We start from the raw sequence: 17,834 nt of genomic DNA on the forward strand, positions 1-17,834 counted from the left end.
TCGGTTGATCCGCCAACCGCAAGCAGTGTCTCAGTTCGCCGACGAGGTCGCCGGCGCGTCGGCGATTGTCGCGTTGCTGTCGTGTGCCTGCTCAGTCAGGCGCTCAGCCAGCAGATCGTAGGCGACGTAATATTTGTAGATGTTGCTGACATACTGGACGGTCTCGCGGCCGACGATCTCGGCTGCGGAATGCTCGACATTGCCAAACCAGACATTCGGATCGAGCCCCATCTCCTTAGCCTTGGCGCGGAATTTGCGCAGGTTCGCCGGGCCGGCGTTGTAGGCGGCAAAAGCCAGCAGCACCCGGTCTCGCGCAGCGATACCCTCGTCATTGACATAGGTATCGACGAGGTAACGGAGATACTTCGAGCCCGCTTCCACATTGCGGTCTTCGTCCTTGTCGATGCCCAGGATGTTGACCGACTTGTCGGCCGCGGTCGACGGCAGCAATTGCATGATGCCCACCGCGCCACGCCGGCTCCGCAAGGATTGGTCGAACTGCGACTCCTGGTAGCCCTGCGCCATCAGCATCAGGTAGTCGAAGGAATAGGTTCCGCCGTGCTTGCGGAAAATCCCGACAAGATCCTTGAATTTTTCGACATCCGCCGACGCATAAGCGCGCTTCAGCATCTTGTCGCTCTTGTAGTAGGAATTCCGGACGATGTTGCCGAATGTCGTGCCGACCCGATGTGTCTTGACGAAATCGTTGAGCACGGATTTGAGCTTGGGACTGTCCTTGCGGAGCGCCCAGGCAATCTGATCATGCTCGGACACGACGATGTCGGCGCGTACGGCGATATCGGTAAAAACCTTCGCCCAGATACTGGCCTTGTGCATATCGACGACAGTCCAGCTCAAAAGGCCAGCATTGACCATCTCGAGCAGATCCTCATCCTCGAGGTTCTCGTCGATCGGCTTGATCTGGATCGGTTTGCGGCCGTTCTTTTCGAAATCCGCATTCAAGGCCGTCAGATGCTCGTAGTAGCTGCTGGAGCGCCGGACCGAAATCTCTTGGCCCGCGAGGTCGGCTATGGACGCGATGACAGGAGCAGCGGGGCCGGTGACAAGCACTTCGCTCGCCTCGCCAAACAGCGGTTCTGTGAAATCCACTTCTGACTGGCGTGCCTCGGTGACGGTCAGATTTGCCATGACGATATCGCCGAGCCCCTCCTCAAGTGCTGGCAAAAGACGCTCGCGCGGCAAGGGAATGAAGGCGACGCGGATCTTGTCGACCTCTTTCTTCTTGCCCTTGTTGAGCTCCTGCTCCAGCGCCAGGCCAAACTCGACGGCGGTTCCAAGCTGTTGCCCCCGGTCGATAAAATAGATGGTCTTGCTGAACGGTACGATGATCCGCACGACCCGCCGCTGGGCCATGCCGTCAAAATCGTCGAGATGCCTGGAGATGAGTGAAGGCGCCGCAGGGGCGATTGACTGCGCAAGGCTGGCCGACGTCGCCGCCAGCATGCCGGTCAAAATACATAGCGCAGCGACGAGCAACGTCTTCATGTCGCGCGCCCACACAGTCAGCCCACCACGCATACCCGCCTCATCGCGACCACGGATCAATTGCCGAATTGAGAATTGTACCGGCTGTAAAATCCAGCCTTGAGAGCACTGCCCAGGTGCCCAATCCCCCATCAGAATTGCCGGCCCGGTAGGCCGGCAAAGAAATGCCGTTGCCGGCACCCGTAAACCGCTGGCTGGTTGCCCTGAAAGGCGCCCATCCGCAACCCAATTACAGCGGCTGCCCCATGGCGCCGATAGTGCCGTGCTTCGTGGCGGCTTCAGCACAAGTGCCTTCCTAGCCAACCTGCCTCTGAGCCGGGCGTTTGACGAACTCGATGTCGATCTCCCGCCCGCTCATTGCGATCAAAACGGGATTTCGTCGTCGAGATCGCGCGACGAACCGCCGCCCTGGCCGCCACTGCGGCCACCGCCACCGCCCGAGCCGCCGCGACCGCCGCCGTAGCTGTCGGTCGGGCTCGACTGGCCGAAATCGGAACCACCGCGACCACCGCCGCCGCCATAGCCACCACCGCCGCCTTGGCCGCCGCCATAACCGACCTGGCCACCACCACCGCCGCCGCTATAGCCGGCGTCACCACCTTGGCCGCGCGCGTCGAGCATCTGCAACTCGCCGCGGAACTTCTGCAGCACGATCTCGGTGCTGTAACGCTCGACGCCGTCCTTCTCCCATTTGCGGGTCTGCAGCTGGCCTTCGATGTAAACCTTCATGCCCTTCTTGAGGTACTGCTCGGCGACCTTGGCGAGGTTGTCATTGAAGATGACGACCTGATGCCACTCGGTTTTTTCCTTGCGCTCGCCCGAATTCTTGTCGCGCCAGCTTTCCGATGTCGCGATGCGCAGGTTGACCACCGGCTCGCCGGAATTGAGCCGGCGGATTTCAGGATCCGCACCCAGATTGCCGACCAGAATGACCTTGTTGACGCTACCTGCCATGACACCGCTCCGCGCTCGTCCGAAACCAATTCCAAGAAAATGTGAGGGCGCACATTAGCCCATCGTCCACCTGCATGCGCCCCCGCCGGCGGAAAAGCACATGCTGTCCACAAATAGTTTTGTTCCTTTTTTGTTCTATAGGCAATGATGCGAATTGGCAAGAGGCTCCTGACAACCAACCCAACGCCGAAGCGACAAGCTTAGGGCCTTAGCCTCGTCCGTCTGCGTCCTGCCCTAGTCGGGCCGTCTCTTATCACCCGCCTTCGTGGAAACTCCGTGGCCGGTATCTGTCTGGCCCTGGGCAAGCCCATTGGCCAGTTTCGCAACCCATCAGTATCAAAAGGGCCGCCGAAGCAGCCCTTTCTTTTTTTCTGGTCGACCGGTTCTTATCGCCGCGCATCCAGCAGGGCGTTGATTTTGCTGAGCTGCTCATTCGTCAGTTCAGCAAGCTTGAAATCTGCCGCCAATCGGGCTTCCGCGTCATCCAGAGCTTGCTCCTGGGCGGCAGGGTCATGAAGGGTCAATGCTGCTTCGCGGCTCTTTTCATAGGTAGCAATCTTGCCGACTGCCGAATTTGGATTGGCATGCGCGCGCGCGGTGGCAGATGCATGAGCCGCATTCAACGCTCCCAGCGAATTGGCGTCAGAGTCATCTTCCGATACAGCGGCAGTTGTTTCGCGAGAGACGGATTTGCCATGCGCATCCGACTTGCCATGATCTGCCGACGCGTGACCGGAGCCGCCATTGTCGTGCCCACCGCCGTTGCCATTACCTCCGTCTTTGGCTTGGGCACTACCAATCAAGCTAAAGCCATCGACATGGCCTAGCGATGCGCTGCCAGCTACCAAACCGAGGCAAGCCAACGCGGCGAAATGGTTTTTCAATTTCATCGTGGTCGTTCCTGCAAGGCCCCCACCAGATGAGATCATGCCCTTTTGAGGCCGTTATGTGGCAACGACTTGAACCCGCATCCTTCAGCTTGTGAGGGCTGGCGAACTGCGTGGAGCCCTTTCCATCTGTTGGCAGTGTCCTCGCAAATAGCGCGCAAGCTGGCGGCGCAAGGGGACTTGTCAGCAGGAAATCGCGGTACAATTCCCCGTCGGCGCAAAAAATGGCCCCGCCGCTCCCAGGAGCGCACGGGGCCTGTTGTCGGGTTATACCCTTGACTGCCGGGAGTGGTTTACCGGCTTGCTCTCTCGGATGCTTCGTGGCTCACAGCCAACGATCCGACCAATGGTTTCAAATTGTAGGGGGATCAACGGGTCGCGGTTTGCGAGCGCTTTTCACTAGGGGAAAGCCAGGCACCTGCGCCTGCTGCGGTTCCGGCTTGTTAGCGGAACCCTTTGGGACTGTCCGGTGGAGTCATGCCTAGCTCCTGCGTCAGTTGCGCCATTTGTGCGCCTGCTGCTCAACTCGCGTGTCTGCGGCGTCTCGCAGACCGACCGTAGCATGGTGAGGAGCCCTCAAGGGAGGCTCGGCCTCAGGCGACTTCAGGAGTTTGCATCCCTGATTCGGCCACGTCAACTACAATTGTTAGAGGGGAAAAAATGTGATCGGAGAGCCGAATCCAGAGCCTGGGTTCAACCAACGCTCCTGCCATAGCGTTGTCAGGATGTCGTTCGGTCTTTGTTCTTTTCACTTGCCCCTGCCCGCCAAAGGCGCTTAAACGCATTTGGTTGCGACGCCTCTCGACCGGGCGGCGAAAATACCTACATGAGGGGATGGTCGGGCAAACCCGCCACTCCGAGCAATTCCAGATTTGAGGCGGCGGCGCGGCAATGGCCGATCACAAGTACATTTCCATTCGCGGTGCGCGCGAACACAATCTCAAGAACATCGATCTCGACCTGCCACGCGACAGGCTGATCGTCATGACCGGCCTGTCGGGCTCGGGCAAATCCTCGCTCGCCTTCGACACCATCTATGCCGAGGGCCAGCGCCGTTATGTCGAGAGCCTGTCGGCCTATGCCCGCCAGTTCCTCGAGATGATGCAGAAGCCCGACGTCGACCAGATCGACGGCCTGTCGCCGGCGATCTCGATCGAGCAGAAGACGACCTCGAAGAACCCGCGCTCGACGGTCGGCACGGTCACCGAGATCTACGACTATATGCGCCTTTTGTTTGCGCGTGTCGGCGTGCCCTACTCGCCGGCCACCGGCCTGCCGATCGAGAGCCAGACGGTTTCGCAGATGGTCGACCGCGTGCTGGCGCTCGACGAAGGCACCCGCCTGTTCATCCTGGCGCCCATCGTTCGTGGCCGTAAGGGCGAATACAAAAAGGAACTCGCCGAGCTCCAGAAGAAGGGCTTTCAGCGCGTCAAGATCGACGGCGCCTTCTACGAGATCGGCGAAGCGCCGGTGCTCGACAAGAAATACAAGCATGACATCGACGTCGTCGTCGACCGTATCGTCGTGCGGCCCGACCTGGCCACCCGCCTCGCCGATTCGATGGAAACCGCGCTCAAGCTCGCCGAGGGCCTGGCCGTCGCCGAATTCGCCGACAAGCCGCTGGACGCCAGCCAGACCGGCGCGGATGCGGTCAACAAATCGGCGAATGAAACCCACGAACGCATTCTTTTTTCGGAAAAATTCGCCTGTCCGGTGTCGGGTTTCACCATCCCCGAGATCGAACCCCGGCTGTTCTCCTTCAACAATCCGTTCGGCGCCTGCCCGGCCTGCGATGGCCTTGGCAATCAACGCGCCATCGACCCGGCGCTGATCGTTCCGGAAGACCACGTGTCGCTGCGTGAGGGCGCTGTCGCCCCTTGGGCCAAGTCGACCTCGCCCTATTACAGCCAGACGCTGGAAGCGCTCGGCAAGGTCTATGGCTTCAAGATCGGCGACCGCTGGCGTGATCTGACGCTGGAGGCGCAGGAAGCGATCCTGCACGGCACCGGCGCGAAGGAAATCACCTTCAACTATGACGACGGCCTGCGCTCCTACAAGACGACCAAGACCTTCGAGGGCGTCATCCCCAATCTCCAGCGCCGCTGGAAAGAGACCGAATCCGCCTGGATGCGCGAGGAGATCGAGCGCTTCATGTCGGCCACGCCCTGCCCTGCCTGCAATGGCTATCGGCTCAAGCCTGAATCGCTGGCGGTCAAGATCGCGGGAAAACACATCGGCGAAGTCACCGAGCAGTCGATCCGCAAGGCCAATGCCTGGTTCGAGCAACTGCCCGCTTCCCTCAACGACAAGCAGAACGAGATCGCCGTTCGTGTCCTCAAGGAGATCCGCGAGCGGCTGCGCTTCCTCAACGATGTCGGGCTCGAATATCTGACGCTGTCGCGCAATTCCGGCACGCTATCGGGCGGCGAAAGCCAGCGCATCCGCCTGGCGTCGCAGATCGGCTCCGGCCTCACCGGCGTGCTTTACGTGCTCGACGAACCGTCGATCGGCCTGCACCAGCGCGACAACGCCCGCCTGCTCGACACGTTGCGCCACCTCCGGGACATCGGCAACACCGTCATCGTCGTCGAGCATGACGAGGACGCGATCCTGACGGCTGACTATGTCGTCGACATGGGCCCGGCCGCCGGCATCCATGGCGGCAGCATCATCGCCGAAGGCACGCCGCAGCAGGTCATGGCCAATCCGAACTCGATCACCGGCAAGTATCTGTCGGGCGAACTCGAGATCGCCATGCCGGCCGTGCGGCGCGAACTGAAGAAGAACCGGCGCATCAAGGTCGTCGGCGCGCGCGGCAACAATCTGAAGGGCGTCACCGCCGAAATCCCATTGGGCACCTTCACCGCCGTCACCGGCGTGTCGGGCGGCGGCAAGTCGACCTTCCTGATCGAGACGCTGTTCAAGGCGGCGTCGCGCCGCATCATGGGTTCGCGCGAGCATCCGGCCGAGCACGATCGCATTGAGGGCCTCGAATTCCTCGACAAGGTCATCGACATCGACCAGTCGCCGATCGGCCGCACGCCGCGCTCCAATCCCGCCACATACACCGGTGCCTTCACGCCGATCCGCGACTGGTTCGCCGGTCTGCCGGAGTCCAAGGCGCGCGGCTACCAGCCCGGCCGCTTCTCGTTCAACGTCAAGGGCGGCCGCTGCGAGGCCTGCCAGGGTGACGGCGTCATCAAGATCGAGATGCACTTCCTGCCCGACGTCTACGTCACCTGCGACGTCTGCCACGGCAAGCGCTACAACCGCGAAACGCTCGACGTGCTGTTCAAGGGCAAGTCGATCGCCGACGTGCTCGACATGACGGTCGAGGAAGGCGTCGAGTTCTTCGCCGCCGTGCCCGTCGTGCGCGACAAGCTGATGACGCTCAACCAGGTCGGCCTCGGCTACATCCACATCGGCCAGCAGGCCAACACGCTGTCGGGCGGCGAGGCCCAGCGCATCAAGCTGGCCAAGGAGCTGTCGCGCAAGGCCACCGGCAAGACGCTCTACATCCTCGACGAGCCGACCACCGGCCTGCACTTCCACGACATCGCCAAGCTTCTCGAAGTGCTGCACGAGCTGGTCGACCAGGGCAACACGGTGGTGGTCATCGAGCACAATCTCGAGGTCATCAAGACCGCCGACTGGGTTCTCGACCTCGGCCCCGAGGGCGGCGACGGCGGTGGCGAACTTGTCGCAAGTGGCCGACCAGAAGACATCGTCGCCGAACCGCGCAGCTATACCGGCCAGTTCCTCAAGGAGTTGCTGGAGCGCCGCCCGGGGGGCAGGAAACGCGAGGCGGCGGAGTAGCGCTGTGAACTCGGCAAGCGAAGCTGAAACCAAATCGCTTGCCGACATTCCCGGCATAACGGATCTCATCCAGTGGTTCGGGCATATGCCACGCTTCCACGATGCCGAGCTTTTGAATGTAGAGTTGCGAACCGCCCAGCCCGGTCGCCTCAGGATTCATGCCTTTCGCATGACTGACGCCGTAGACGACAAAGGCCACTTCGTGCTCGACCGACACGTTCTGGTGACTGTGACTCTGGACGCAGTCACCGAGGTCAGCCTCGTCGACGCCAACCTACAGGGCATCATAGGCGACATGGTGATCTCGGAAGTGCCCGATGGTTTCCGCATAAAGTGGGATGCTGCCTATGGCGTGAACGGCAGTATCGTTGCGGGAAAGCTGCGGTTCGACCTCGAAGATTGGCCTGTCAAAGCCTGACTTTTCCTCAGTCAGGCGATTCATCGGCACCGACATCGCTGAACGGCGCTTCGCACCATTTCGAACATTATGCTCGCAAAAATTGCGTGATCTGGGGCGCCATGCCTCATACGGTGCGCGGGCGCCACGGCTCGTGCTCGTGCGCGAGCCAGACCAGTTCGGGGTCGAGAGCGAGCACCCGCAGCTGGCCTTCGCTGCGCGGCTCGTCAAGCTCGCCGAACCAAACCGCCACGTCGCCGCCAATGACGACCGGGCGCCCACCAGTCTCGACCACGACGACCTGCATGCCGGCTGTGTGGCCCGGCGCCGGGACGAGCCGGAGCCCGGGAAGCAGCTCGAATTCGCCGTCGACCAGCACATACCGCACGCCGGGCGCATCGACCCACTCGCGCATGGGGTATTCGTTCTCGTCGCTGTGCGCGTCTTCGAGCTCACGACGCTGGACGTAGATCGGCTTGCCGGCGAAGAGGTGGTTGCCGCCGCAATGGTCGGCGTGCAGGTGTGTGTTGACGACGATGTCGATGCTGGCGAGGTCGAAGTCCTGCTTGCTCAGCGGATAGAGACAGGGATCGAAGGCGGCCACCGCCGCCGGGTGCAGCTCCGTCATGCCGGTATCGACCAGTATGCGCGCATCGGGATGGTTGATGACGTGCACGTAGACTGGCATCCGCTCGCCCTCGACGTTCAAATCGGCAACGAGGATTGGCGTGATGGTGATTGAGGCGTAGGCGTTCATCTTCCCATCTCCTTCAACATCTTGCACGCTGCCTCGCATGTCCCCAATGAAGTGACGGAAGAGTGAGGGGCTTGGCTCAAACGCCATATGGTCGACGCAGCCGTGCGGGGCTGATTCATTCCGAACGGGTCGGCGATGCCACTTGCTTTGCCCATGCCGGCGCAGCCATTATGGTTGCATAATGCAACTGGTTTCAAAGTAAGTTAACTGATCTCGTTCTGCAATCGGTTTTTGGAGTGCGCATGAACGACGCACGTGGCTGAACACGATCGAATTGCCTCTTCAGTTGAGCCGCGAACGGAAACGGCACGGCTCCACAGCTGAAGGCGAGCCTTGCGCTGCCGGTCACCCCGCAAACCGGCCTGTATCGGCACGGCTTGAAAACAGCCACCAGCCATAAGCCGCGATGATGCCGGGGATCAGCAGCTCGCGGATCTCCGACAGCTCGTAGCCATCCATCATGCGGTGCCCGCCAAAGACGAAAACGAGCTGGGAAACAGGCAGCAGGATCGCCATCATCAGCCCGGCCACGCGGAGGGTTGGCCGCTCATGCCTCAGTTCCGCGGCCAGCAGCATGGCGATCAGCAGTCCCATGAAGAACCAGACCTGATAGGGAACGACGTTCCATTCCTCGTAGAGAAAGCCGGTCAACGGCAGGCTCGCCAGCGCGAGCAGCTTGGGTGGAACGAACCGCTCCACCTGCGCCCACAAACCGCTGACCCTTGCGGGCCAGAACGCTGGCAAAGCGACGAAAAACAGGAACGCGGCCGAATAATAGGCGGCTTCGAATTTGTAGGTCGCAAAATTGTGCAGGTTCGTCTCGTCCTGGGCGTTGCCTTCGAACATCGGCCCGGCCGACCAGCCGATCCAGTGCTGGCCCCACGACATTTCCTCCATGAGAATGAGGAACGTGACGACAAACATCGCCGCGAAAATCAGCGGCACGGGCAGGCCGAATACCCGCGTCCGGTCGCGGCGCGCGCGCCATCCGGCAGCACCGAGGCCAGCAAGCGCGATCAGGAACACCAGCTCGGTCAGATTGCTGACCGACTGCCCTTCGCGCACCGTCTCGAGCAGTATCTGCGGTGCCAGAACCACGCTTGCAGTGGTCAGCAGCAAGAGGCCGGCCATCACATACGCCACACCGAGCAATGCCGATCGGTTTTCAAACGGGCGCGCGTTCGATGGGGGCGGCCGCAAGCCAAGGACAAGCAGGCAGGCGGCAACGAAAGACACGATGGGCCTGACCAAGCCAAAGATTGACCAGTCCACCCTGTCTTTTTCGAGCAGATCACGATCATGGATGGCAGCATCGTATGTCACCAGGCACAGGAGAGTGACGAGCGCGGTACCGAGAAGGCCAAGCCGCCTCGGCAATGACACAGTTGGTGCGTGCTTGTGCGAAGTCATTTGTGCGGAGGTGGACACTGTTGTTATCCTTTACGTTCGGAACGCTTGAGGCGAATACTTAGTCACAAGCGCAGAATAAAACGTAAAACTTCAAGCAAGCTTTTGAAGCGCCGACAGCGATGGGCGCGACCGCGCATTCGGGAATGCGGAAATTTTTGTCAGTATGATTGTGCCCAGGCGCAACTGCATCTGTGACCTTGATTGCGACTTCGGCTAGTAATGGCCGACATTGGACCACGTATTCGTAGGGCCACGTATTCGTAGGGATTGTAGCAATGACCGGAAAAATCCGTGCAGGCATGGGCGGCTGGACGTTCGAGCCTTGGGAAGGCACGTTCTATCCCGAAAAGCTGTCCAAGGCGAAGCAGCTGCAGTTCGCCACCCAGCAGGTGCCGACCATCGAGGTCAATGGCACCTATTATTCTTCCTTCAAGGAACCGACCTTCCTGAAATGGGCGAATGAGGCCCCCGACGGCTTTGTTTATGCGCTGAAGGGCAACCGCTTTGTCACCAACCGCCGCGTGCTCGGCGAGGCCGGCGAGTCGATGACGCGGTTTTTGGGGTCTGGTGTGGCAGCTCTGGGCGAAAAGCTCGGGCCAATCCTGTGGCAGTTCGCGCCGACCAAGAAGTTCGACGAAGACGATTTCGGCGCCTTCCTCAAGCTTCTGCCGGAAAAGCAGGATGGCGTGAAACTGCGCCATGCGGTCGAGGTCCGGCACGACTCCTTCGTCGTGCCGGAATTCGCGGCACTGGCCAGGAAACATGATGTCGCCATCGTCTATGCCGACCACGCCAAATATCCGGCGATCGCTGATGTGACGGGCGATTTCGTCTATGCGCGGCTGCAAACCGGCAGCGACGACAATCACGATTGCTACACGCCGAAGGGCCTCGACGAATGGACCGCGCGCGCAAGAACCTGGTCTGCCGGCGGCGTGCCAGCCGACCTGCCCCGCGCCGATCCCAAGACCGAGGCACCGGTCAAGCCGCGCGACGTGTTTGTCTACTTCATCACCGAAGGCAAGGTCCGCGCGCCGTTCGGCGCCATGGCATTCATGAAGCGGATCAACGGTTAGGGCCTTGTTCGCCCTGTCAGGCTCCGGCGCTGCGCCCGGAGCCTGACGTCAGCGCATCCCATGCCGCCATCGCACCGTCTGCCACCGCAAGCAGCGCTTCGCGCGAGGCCCCGTCCCGCGCCTGCACCGACATGCCCTGCTGGACGGCGAGATAGAAAGCGGCAATCGCGTCGCAATCGACTGTCTCAGGCAACTCGCCCTGCTCCACCGCCAGTTTCAGCCGGCTTGCCAGGTCGCGCGCGCTCGACAGGCGGCGATCGCTGAGATCGCGGAACACCTCGGCATTGGTTTCGCTGACATTGAGCGCGCCCAGGACGATCAGGCAGCCCTTGGGATCGCCAGGTTCGCTGAAGGCTTTTGCCGAGGCGCGCAGGAAATCCGCCACCGCATCCCTCACACGGCCATGACGGTCGAAGGCGCCCCAGATGCCGCTCCCCTCCGTTGCGCCATAGAGATCGACAGCCTCGCGAAACAGCGCTTCCTTGCAGCCGAAGGCAGCATAAAGGCTGGGCGAATTGATGCCCATTGCGGTCTTCAGGTCCGACAGCGACGCGCCGTCATAACCCTTTTGCCAGAACACCCGCATCGCCTGGCGCAAGGCAGCGTCGCGGTCAAAACTGCGTGGCCGTCCCTTCTGAGACATCGAAAACCTTTCTGTTATGATCGATACATAAAGACCTTGACCACATTCGGCAAGAGTGCCATCTATTTTGTATCGACCAATACAGAAAGATCAAATCATGCCCTCCTCGCACCTCAATACGACTGAACTCGCCGGCAAGGTCGCACTGGTCACCGGCGGCAGCCGCGGCATCGGCGCCGCCATTGCGGTACAGCTCGCCCTCGCCGGCGCCGACGTTGCCCTGACTTATGTGCGTTCGGCGGAAAAGGCCGAGGCCGTCGTCAAGCAGATCGAGGCCCTCGCCCGTCGCGGCTTGGCGATCCAGGCCGACAATGCCGATGCGGCGGCTGTCGAGGCCGCGGTCGCCAGCACCGTCGCGGCGTTCGGGCGTCTCGACATCCTCGTCAACAGCGCCGGCATCTGGCATGCCGGCACCATCGACACGGTGACGCTGGAACAGCTCGACGAAACCATGGCGGTCAATTTCCGTGCGCCATTCATCGCCTCGAAAGCGGCGGCCAACGTCATGCCGGAAGGCGGCCGGATCATCTCCATCGGCAGCAATCTCGCCGATCGTGTGCCGTTCGAAGGCATCAGCCTCTATTCGGCCAGCAAGGCCGCACTGGTCGGCCTGACCAAGGGGCTGGCGCGCGATCTGGGGCCGCGCGGTATCACGGTCAATGTCGTCCACCCCGGCTCGACCGAAACCGACATGAACCCGGCAGAAGGCGATGTCGCCGACTACCAGCGCAGCCTGATGGCCATCCCAAAATTCGGCTCGCCTGGCGACATTGCTGGCCTTGTGACATGGCTTGCCGGTCCGCAGAGCCGCTTTGTGACAGGTGCTGTACTGACAATCGACGGTGGCACCAACGCCTGATTGCCGAACCCTTTCCACGCGCTGCGGTTCGTGGCGCGTGGAGAGGTTTTCTACGTTAGCAAATTCCTCAACGCCTTTGGGCTCCTAATTTTCACCGTCTCATTCCTTCGCACCCCCCTCTGGCCTGCCGGCCATCTCCCCCTCAAGGGGGGAGATTAGTCACGTCCGCGACGGTGCTCATCCTGCGAGTTCGTAGGGAACAAGCCTTGCAAAGTTGGTGATTAGCTGGGGCGTCGATGGCGGCGTGATCTCCCCCCTTGAGGGGGAGATGGCCGGCAGGCCAGTGGGGGGTGCGAAGGATTACGACCTGCAGGATTTGCCTTGCAAGGCACGAGCGACTGTCACCCCTTGTCAGCAACCATCGTGGATAGCCGCCCCCGTTTTTCCACGCCCTCTCCACCTCCCGTATCATCACCTCGCGATCTTCCACGGGACCCCGGTGCGCACCGGGCAGCGGGGGGGGGGAAGCGCCGGTGCCGGGCTGGCGGGAGGTCGGATCTCCTGCTGGGTGATGAGCCCCCAAGCCCGGGCCTTGCGGCGGCTGGCGGCGCGAAAGCGTTGAGGCGACTGAGCGGGGCAAGAACACCGGGCGGGGCGCGAACGTCGCGCCACATACATAAACTTAGGAAGGCACGGCCTCGCGCCCCGCTTCCCGAACTACCTCCTGCAAGGGAGTGCTCTTTGACAAAGGCCAGGCGCGAAAGCGAGCGTGGCGGTGAATAAGCTTGGCACCTGCGCTGGCGTCGTCATCCCGGCCGAGCGCAGCGAGAGCCGGGACCTATTGGCTAGCAAATCGTCAAGCGCGGCCGGGTCCTTGCCTTGGCGGTCTTCATGACCGGAACCGTGAAATGAGAACCCGGCCGCGCTGATCAATAGGTCCCGGCTCTCGCTGCGCTCGGCCGGGATGACGGCCGCTAATGCGAAGCTCGATTCTCACCGAATCGCTTGCAGTCTTACCCGCCCAACTCCCCCAACACCTCCCGCAGTGCCAGCGGCAGGTCTTCGGCGATCAGTCCGGGCCCAAAACGTCGTGCCGCTTCGGCATGCATCCACACCGCAGCGCATGCGGCCTCGAATGGCGGCATGGCTTGAGCAATGAGGGCTGCAACGATGCCCGACAGCACGTCGCCCGACCCGGCGGTCGCCAGGAGCGGCGTGCCGTTGGTGTTGATCGCCGCGCGCCCGTCCGCGGCAGCGATCACCGTATCCGGGCCCTTGTAGATGACAGTCGCATTGGCGCTTTGTGCCGCCGCCCGAGCGCGTTGCAGCTTCGACAGCTTGCCGTCTGCCGCAATATCGGCAAACAGCCGGCCGAACTCGCCATGATGCGGCGTCAGCACGAGTGTCGGCCCAGTCGCCCGTTTCGCCGCCTCGAAAAACGCCGCGCGCTGATGCGACAGCGAGGTGATGCCGTCGGCATCGAGCACCAGCGCGCCAAACCGCCTGTCGGCGACTGACATCAGCTCGAGCGCGAAGCGGCCGACCTCCGGCTCGGGCCCAAGGCCGGGACCATAGACCAGCACCTCCGGCTTGCGCGCGCCGAGAAAAGCCAGTGCGTCCGCAAGCGTGTCCGAGCGCCTCAGGATGATCGAGGTCAGATGCGCGGCGTTGGTGGCCAAAGCCGCGCCCGGCGACAAAACCGTTACCGCGCCTGCTCCCGCGCGCGCCGCAGCCATCGCCGACAGGCGTGCAGCACCGGTCGCAGCCAAGCCGCCGGAAAAGACACCGACATGGCCGCGGCTGTATTTGTGAGCGTCGTTGGCGGGTGAGGGAAACAATGGCAGCCACCATGCCGGATCGTTCTCGAAGCAACGCGTGCTTGTGGCGACAACGGTGGCATCCGAGATGCCGATATCGGCAACGACGGTCTCGCCGCAATGCGCCCGGCTGGGAAACAGCAGGTGCCCCGGCTTCTTGCGGGCAAAGGTCACTGTCAGGGCCGCCGTGAAGGCACCGCCCAACACCTCGCCTGTGTCACCCGACACGCCCGACGGCAGGTCAACCGCGACGACAGGCACGCTCGCCTCGACCGTCCGCGCGATCGCGGAAAGAACCTCGCCCGTCAACGGCTTGGACAAGCCGGCACCGTAGAGCGCGTCGACCACCATTGAACCTGATGTGGGTGCGAAAGCCGCCAGTGGCCGAACCTCGACCGGGCATTCGGCGGCGGCAAGGGCCGCATCGCTGCCGACGCGCGGGCTGGCGGTTGCGAAAAGCCTGACATCGACGCCGCTTTGGGCAAGCAGGCGCGCGACGACATAACCGTCGCCGCCATTATTGCCCGGCCCGCACAGCACATGCACCGCCTGTGCGCCGGCAAACCGCGCAAGGATGACATCGGCAATGGCGCGCCCTGCCCGGCGCATCAGGCCGATGCCGTCGACCGGCCCTGCGGCGATCGTCAACCGGTCGGCTTCGCTCATCTCGCTTGAGGTCAGCAGTTCAAATGCCATGGCGGTCATCCCGGATCGGTTCTGACAATGGCTTGAGAGTTAGCACGCCGCCGCATCCTGCCCAAACGCCAATGCGGGTGACCGGCCGCGTACAAATCATGAGCATGTTGCTGCTTTTTTGTGCATCTGAGCAAAGCATGGAGCGATGAAATTTTGGGCGCATCTCGACCAACCGGCTGAAATCGGTTCCAATCCCCAGGTCTTTGGCTGCCATGCAGACAAACCGAACAAAGTCGCCGCAGCCACTCGACTTGGCACGCTTCGTGCTTGAAAGATGCGCGAGTGGGTGCATCACCCCTGAGTTACGCCAGTGGAGGCCATATTCGCATGAAAAAGATCGAAGCGATCATCAAGCCGTTCAAGCTCGACGAAGTGAAGGAAGCGCTCCAGGAAGCTGGCTTGCAAGGCATTACCGTCACCGAAGCCAAGGGTTTTGGCCGCCAGAAGGGCCATACCGAGCTTTACCGCGGCGCCGAATACGTCGTCGATTTTCTGCCCAAGGTGAAGATCGAAGTCGTGCTCGGCGACGAATCGGTCGAAGCGGCCATCGAGGCGATCCGCAAGGCGGCCCAGACCGGCCGCATCGGCGACGGCAAGATTTTTGTCTCCAACATCGAGGAAGTCGTGCGCATCCGCACCGGCGAGACCGGTATCGACGCCATCTGACCTCGAAACAGCCCATTCTCGTTCAAACGTCATCACACAGGGAAACATCATGACGACAGCCAAAGACATCATGAAGCAGATCAAGGACAACGACGTGAAGTTCGTTGACCTGCGCTTCACCGATCCGAAGGGCAAGCTCCATCACGTCACCATGGACATCGCCGAAGTCGAAGAAGAGATGTTCGCCGACGGCGTCATGTTCGACGGTTCGTCGATCATCGGCTGGAAGGCCATCAACGAGTCCGACATGGTGCTGATGCCCGACATGGACACGGTCCACATGGACCCGTTCTTCGCCCAGTCGACCATGGTCATCCTGTGCGACATTCTCGACCCGGTTTCGGGCGAGGCCTACAACCGCGATCCGCGCGGCATCGCCAAGAAAGCCGAGGCCTATCTCAAGGCCGAAGGCATCGGCGACACCATCTTCGTCGGCCCGGAAGCCGAATTCTTCGTCTTCGACGACGTCAAGTACAAGGCCGACCCCTACAACACCAGCTTCAAACTCGACTCGACCGAACTGCCGTCCAACGACGACACCGACTACGAGACCGGCAACCTTGGCCACCGTCCGCGCGTCAAGGGCGGCTATTTCCCGGTGCCGCCGATCGACAGCTGCCAGGACATGCGCTCGGAAATGCTGACCGTGCTGTCCGAGATGGGCGTGCGCGTCGAAAAGCACCACCACGAGGTGGCGGCTGCCCAGCACGAGCTTGGCATCAAGTTCGACACGCTGGTCCGCAACGCCGACAAGATGCTGATCTACAAGTATGTCGTGCACCAGGTCGCCAATGCCTATGGCAAGACGGCCACCTTCATGCCGAAGCCGATCTTCGGTGACAACGGCTCGGGCATGCATGTCCATATGTCGATCTGGAAGAACGGCAAGCCGACCTTCGCCGGCAACGAATACGCAGGCCTTTCGGAAAGCTGCCTCTATTTCATCGGCGGCGTCATCAAGCACGCCAAGGCAGTCAACGCCTTCACCAACCCGCTGACCAACTCCTACAAGCGTCTGGTGCCGGGTTATGAGGCTCCGGTGCTGCTCGCCTATTCGGCCCGCAACCGTTCGGCCTCCTGCCGCATTCCGTTCGGCAACTCGCCGAAGGCCAAGCGCGTCGAGGTCCGCTTCCCCGATCCGGGCGCAAACCCCTATCTCTGCTTTGCCGCGCTTCTGATGGCCGGCCTCGACGGCATCAAGAACAAGATCCACCCCGGCCAGCCGATGGACAAGGATCTCTACGACCTGCCGGCCAAGGAGCTGAAGAAGATCCCGACCGTCTGCGGCAGCTTGCGCGAAGCGCTCCAGAGCCTCGACAAGGACCGTGGTTTCCTCAAGGCCGGCGGCGTCTTCGACGACGACCAGATCGACTCGTTCATCGAACTGAAGATGGCCGAGGTCATGCGCCTCGAAATGACCCCGCACCCGGTCGAATACGACATGTATTACTCGGTCTGAACCAGATCGTTTCAGGTAGAAAGGAACCCCGGCGAAAGCCGGGGTTTTGATTTTCTACGCACAATTGTGCGAAGGGCTAAGGCATGATTGCGAATCTCTCCGCAGCTTTGAAATGCGTGGCAGCCTGCTAGGAAAAACCGATGATCTCTAGATGTAGCGTCTGTGGCGCCAACGAATTCTGCCACGGGCATGTGCTTTGGCAAGGCTTGATCGCCGAATGGGAACTTGGCCCGACCGAGGTCGAGTATATCGACAGACAGCAGGGCACGTCATGCCAGAGCTGCGGGACGCAGCTTCGCGCCATCGCCCTGGTACAGGCCATTCAATCATACCTGCAGACGACTATGCCGTTGAACCAGATCGTAGCCGACAGACGATACCAAGGCGTCCGAATCCTGGACCTCAACGGATGCCTGGTAGTCTCGGACATGCTGGCAGCACTCCCCGGCTATGTGCGTGCCGATTATCCCGCGGTCGACATGACGGCGATGCCATATCAAGACGCGTCATTCGACATCGTCGTGCATTCGGACACGTTGGAACACATTCCTCACCCAGTCACAGCCCTCAAAGAATGCCTGCGTGTCGTCACCGACATCGGAGCTGTCTTCTTCACCATTCCAATTATTGTTGGGCGCCTCTCGCGCAGTCGCGACGGACTGCCCAAGAGCTTCCACGGCAGCAGTGCAAACAACGCCGACGACTATGTCGTTCACACCGAGTTCGGTGCGGACTTCTGGACCTATGCGTTTCAAGCCGGCGCGCAATCCGTATCGATCTGCTCTGCCGAGTTTCCGGCAGCGCAGGCAATCACACTTAAGAAATCGCCGGTGGCGGGCGAGCCCCCATCATTCGAGGCGCGGCAGGGCGCGGCGGATATAGGCAAGAATTTCACTGCCTGGGATGCGCTGCGCCGGCGTCTTGGGCTGCAACGCTTCGGATAGACGCGGC

At 61.6% G+C, this 17,834-nt stretch carries 15 protein-coding genes; 7 read left to right on the top strand and 8 right to left on the bottom strand.

The window, feature by feature from the left end:
• Positions 1-30 precede the first annotated feature (30 nt).
• From AC1RTB_RS00315 to AC1RTB_RS00325, 3 genes are all read right to left on the bottom strand, one after another.
• Entirely contained in the window at positions 31-1,506 is a 1,476-nt protein-coding gene (locus AC1RTB_RS00315) for an MltF family protein (RefSeq protein WP_492877182.1), read from the bottom strand.
• A gap of 363 nt (positions 1,507-1,869) precedes the next feature.
• A complete protein-coding gene (gene ssb, locus AC1RTB_RS00320) occupies positions 1,870-2,460 on the bottom strand; it encodes a single-stranded DNA-binding protein (protein ID WP_492877181.1) in 591 nt (196 codons plus the stop codon).
• A gap of 386 nt (positions 2,461-2,846) precedes the next feature.
• The gene (locus AC1RTB_RS00325) at positions 2,847-3,350 is read right to left on the bottom strand and encodes a Holotricin-3 precursor (protein ID WP_492877179.1); all 504 of its coding nucleotides are present in this window, start codon (positions 3,348-3,350) and stop codon (positions 2,847-2,849) included.
• Positions 3,351-4,238: 888 nt separating this feature from the next.
• Here AC1RTB_RS00325 and uvrA point away from each other — a divergent pair.
• Positions 4,239-7,163: an excinuclease ABC subunit UvrA gene (gene uvrA / locus AC1RTB_RS00330; RefSeq protein WP_492877177.1), complete on the top strand. Its 2,925-nt coding sequence runs from the start codon at positions 4,239-4,241 to the stop codon at positions 7,161-7,163.
• A gap of 4 nt (positions 7,164-7,167) precedes the next feature.
• A complete protein-coding gene (locus tag AC1RTB_RS00335) occupies positions 7,168-7,581 on the top strand; it encodes a hypothetical protein (RefSeq protein WP_492877175.1) in 414 nt (137 codons plus the stop codon).
• A gap of 106 nt (positions 7,582-7,687) precedes the next feature.
• Here AC1RTB_RS00335 and AC1RTB_RS00340 read toward each other — a convergent pair whose 3' ends face one another.
• Positions 7,688-8,317, bottom strand: a complete 630-nt coding sequence (locus tag AC1RTB_RS00340) for an MBL fold metallo-hydrolase (protein ID WP_492877173.1) — start codon at positions 8,315-8,317, stop codon at positions 7,688-7,690.
• Positions 8,318-8,662: 345 nt separating this feature from the next.
• A complete protein-coding gene (locus AC1RTB_RS00345) occupies positions 8,663-9,448 on the bottom strand; it encodes a hypothetical protein (RefSeq protein WP_492877171.1) in 786 nt (261 codons plus the stop codon).
• Between the two features lie 554 nt (positions 9,449-10,002).
• Here AC1RTB_RS00345 and AC1RTB_RS00350 point away from each other — a divergent pair.
• On the top strand, positions 10,003-10,803 hold the full coding sequence (locus AC1RTB_RS00350) for a DUF72 domain-containing protein (RefSeq protein ID WP_492877170.1): 801 nt from the start codon (positions 10,003-10,005) through the stop codon (positions 10,801-10,803).
• Positions 10,804-10,819: 16 nt separating this feature from the next.
• On the opposite strand, the gene AC1RTB_RS00355 is transcribed toward AC1RTB_RS00350, so the two are convergent.
• A complete protein-coding gene (locus tag AC1RTB_RS00355; RefSeq protein WP_492877168.1) occupies positions 10,820-11,446 on the bottom strand; it encodes a TetR/AcrR family transcriptional regulator in 627 nt (208 codons plus the stop codon).
• A 97-nt stretch (positions 11,447-11,543) separates the two neighbouring features.
• Between AC1RTB_RS00355 and AC1RTB_RS00360 the strand changes: the two genes are divergently transcribed.
• Positions 11,544-12,305: an SDR family NAD(P)-dependent oxidoreductase gene (locus AC1RTB_RS00360; protein ID WP_492877166.1), complete on the top strand. Its 762-nt coding sequence runs from the start codon at positions 11,544-11,546 to the stop codon at positions 12,303-12,305.
• Positions 12,306-13,258: 953 nt separating this feature from the next.
• Here the strand turns inward: AC1RTB_RS00360 and AC1RTB_RS00365 are convergent.
• Positions 13,259-14,758 (bottom strand): NAD(P)H-hydrate dehydratase, encoded by a 1,500-nt coding sequence (locus tag AC1RTB_RS00365; RefSeq protein ID WP_492877164.1) that lies wholly within the window; start codon positions 14,756-14,758, stop codon positions 13,259-13,261.
• Positions 14,748-14,972, bottom strand: a complete 225-nt coding sequence (locus tag AC1RTB_RS00370) for a hypothetical protein (RefSeq protein WP_492877162.1) — start codon at positions 14,970-14,972, stop codon at positions 14,748-14,750. The genes AC1RTB_RS00365 and AC1RTB_RS00370 overlap by 11 nt, the downstream gene beginning before the upstream one ends.
• A 113-nt stretch (positions 14,973-15,085) precedes the next feature.
• Here AC1RTB_RS00370 and AC1RTB_RS00375 point away from each other — a divergent pair, with 113 nt between their 5' ends.
• The 3 genes from AC1RTB_RS00375 (at position 15,086) to AC1RTB_RS00385 (ending at position 17,827) form a co-directional block, all read left to right on the top strand.
• Positions 15,086-15,424, top strand: coding sequence for a P-II family nitrogen regulator (locus AC1RTB_RS00375; RefSeq protein WP_091913600.1), 339 nt, complete (start codon positions 15,086-15,088; stop codon positions 15,422-15,424).
• A gap of 49 nt (positions 15,425-15,473) precedes the next feature.
• On the top strand, positions 15,474-16,883 hold the full coding sequence (gene glnA / locus AC1RTB_RS00380; RefSeq protein ID WP_492877160.1) for a type I glutamate--ammonia ligase: 1,410 nt from the start codon (positions 15,474-15,476) through the stop codon (positions 16,881-16,883).
• A 140-nt stretch (positions 16,884-17,023) separates the two neighbouring features.
• Positions 17,024-17,827: a class I SAM-dependent methyltransferase gene (locus tag AC1RTB_RS00385; protein WP_492877158.1), complete on the top strand. Its 804-nt coding sequence runs from the start codon at positions 17,024-17,026 to the stop codon at positions 17,825-17,827.
• Positions 17,828-17,834 lie beyond the last annotated feature (7 nt).

This window comes from Aminobacter sp. GW821-FHT11F06 (assembly GCF_058808215.1).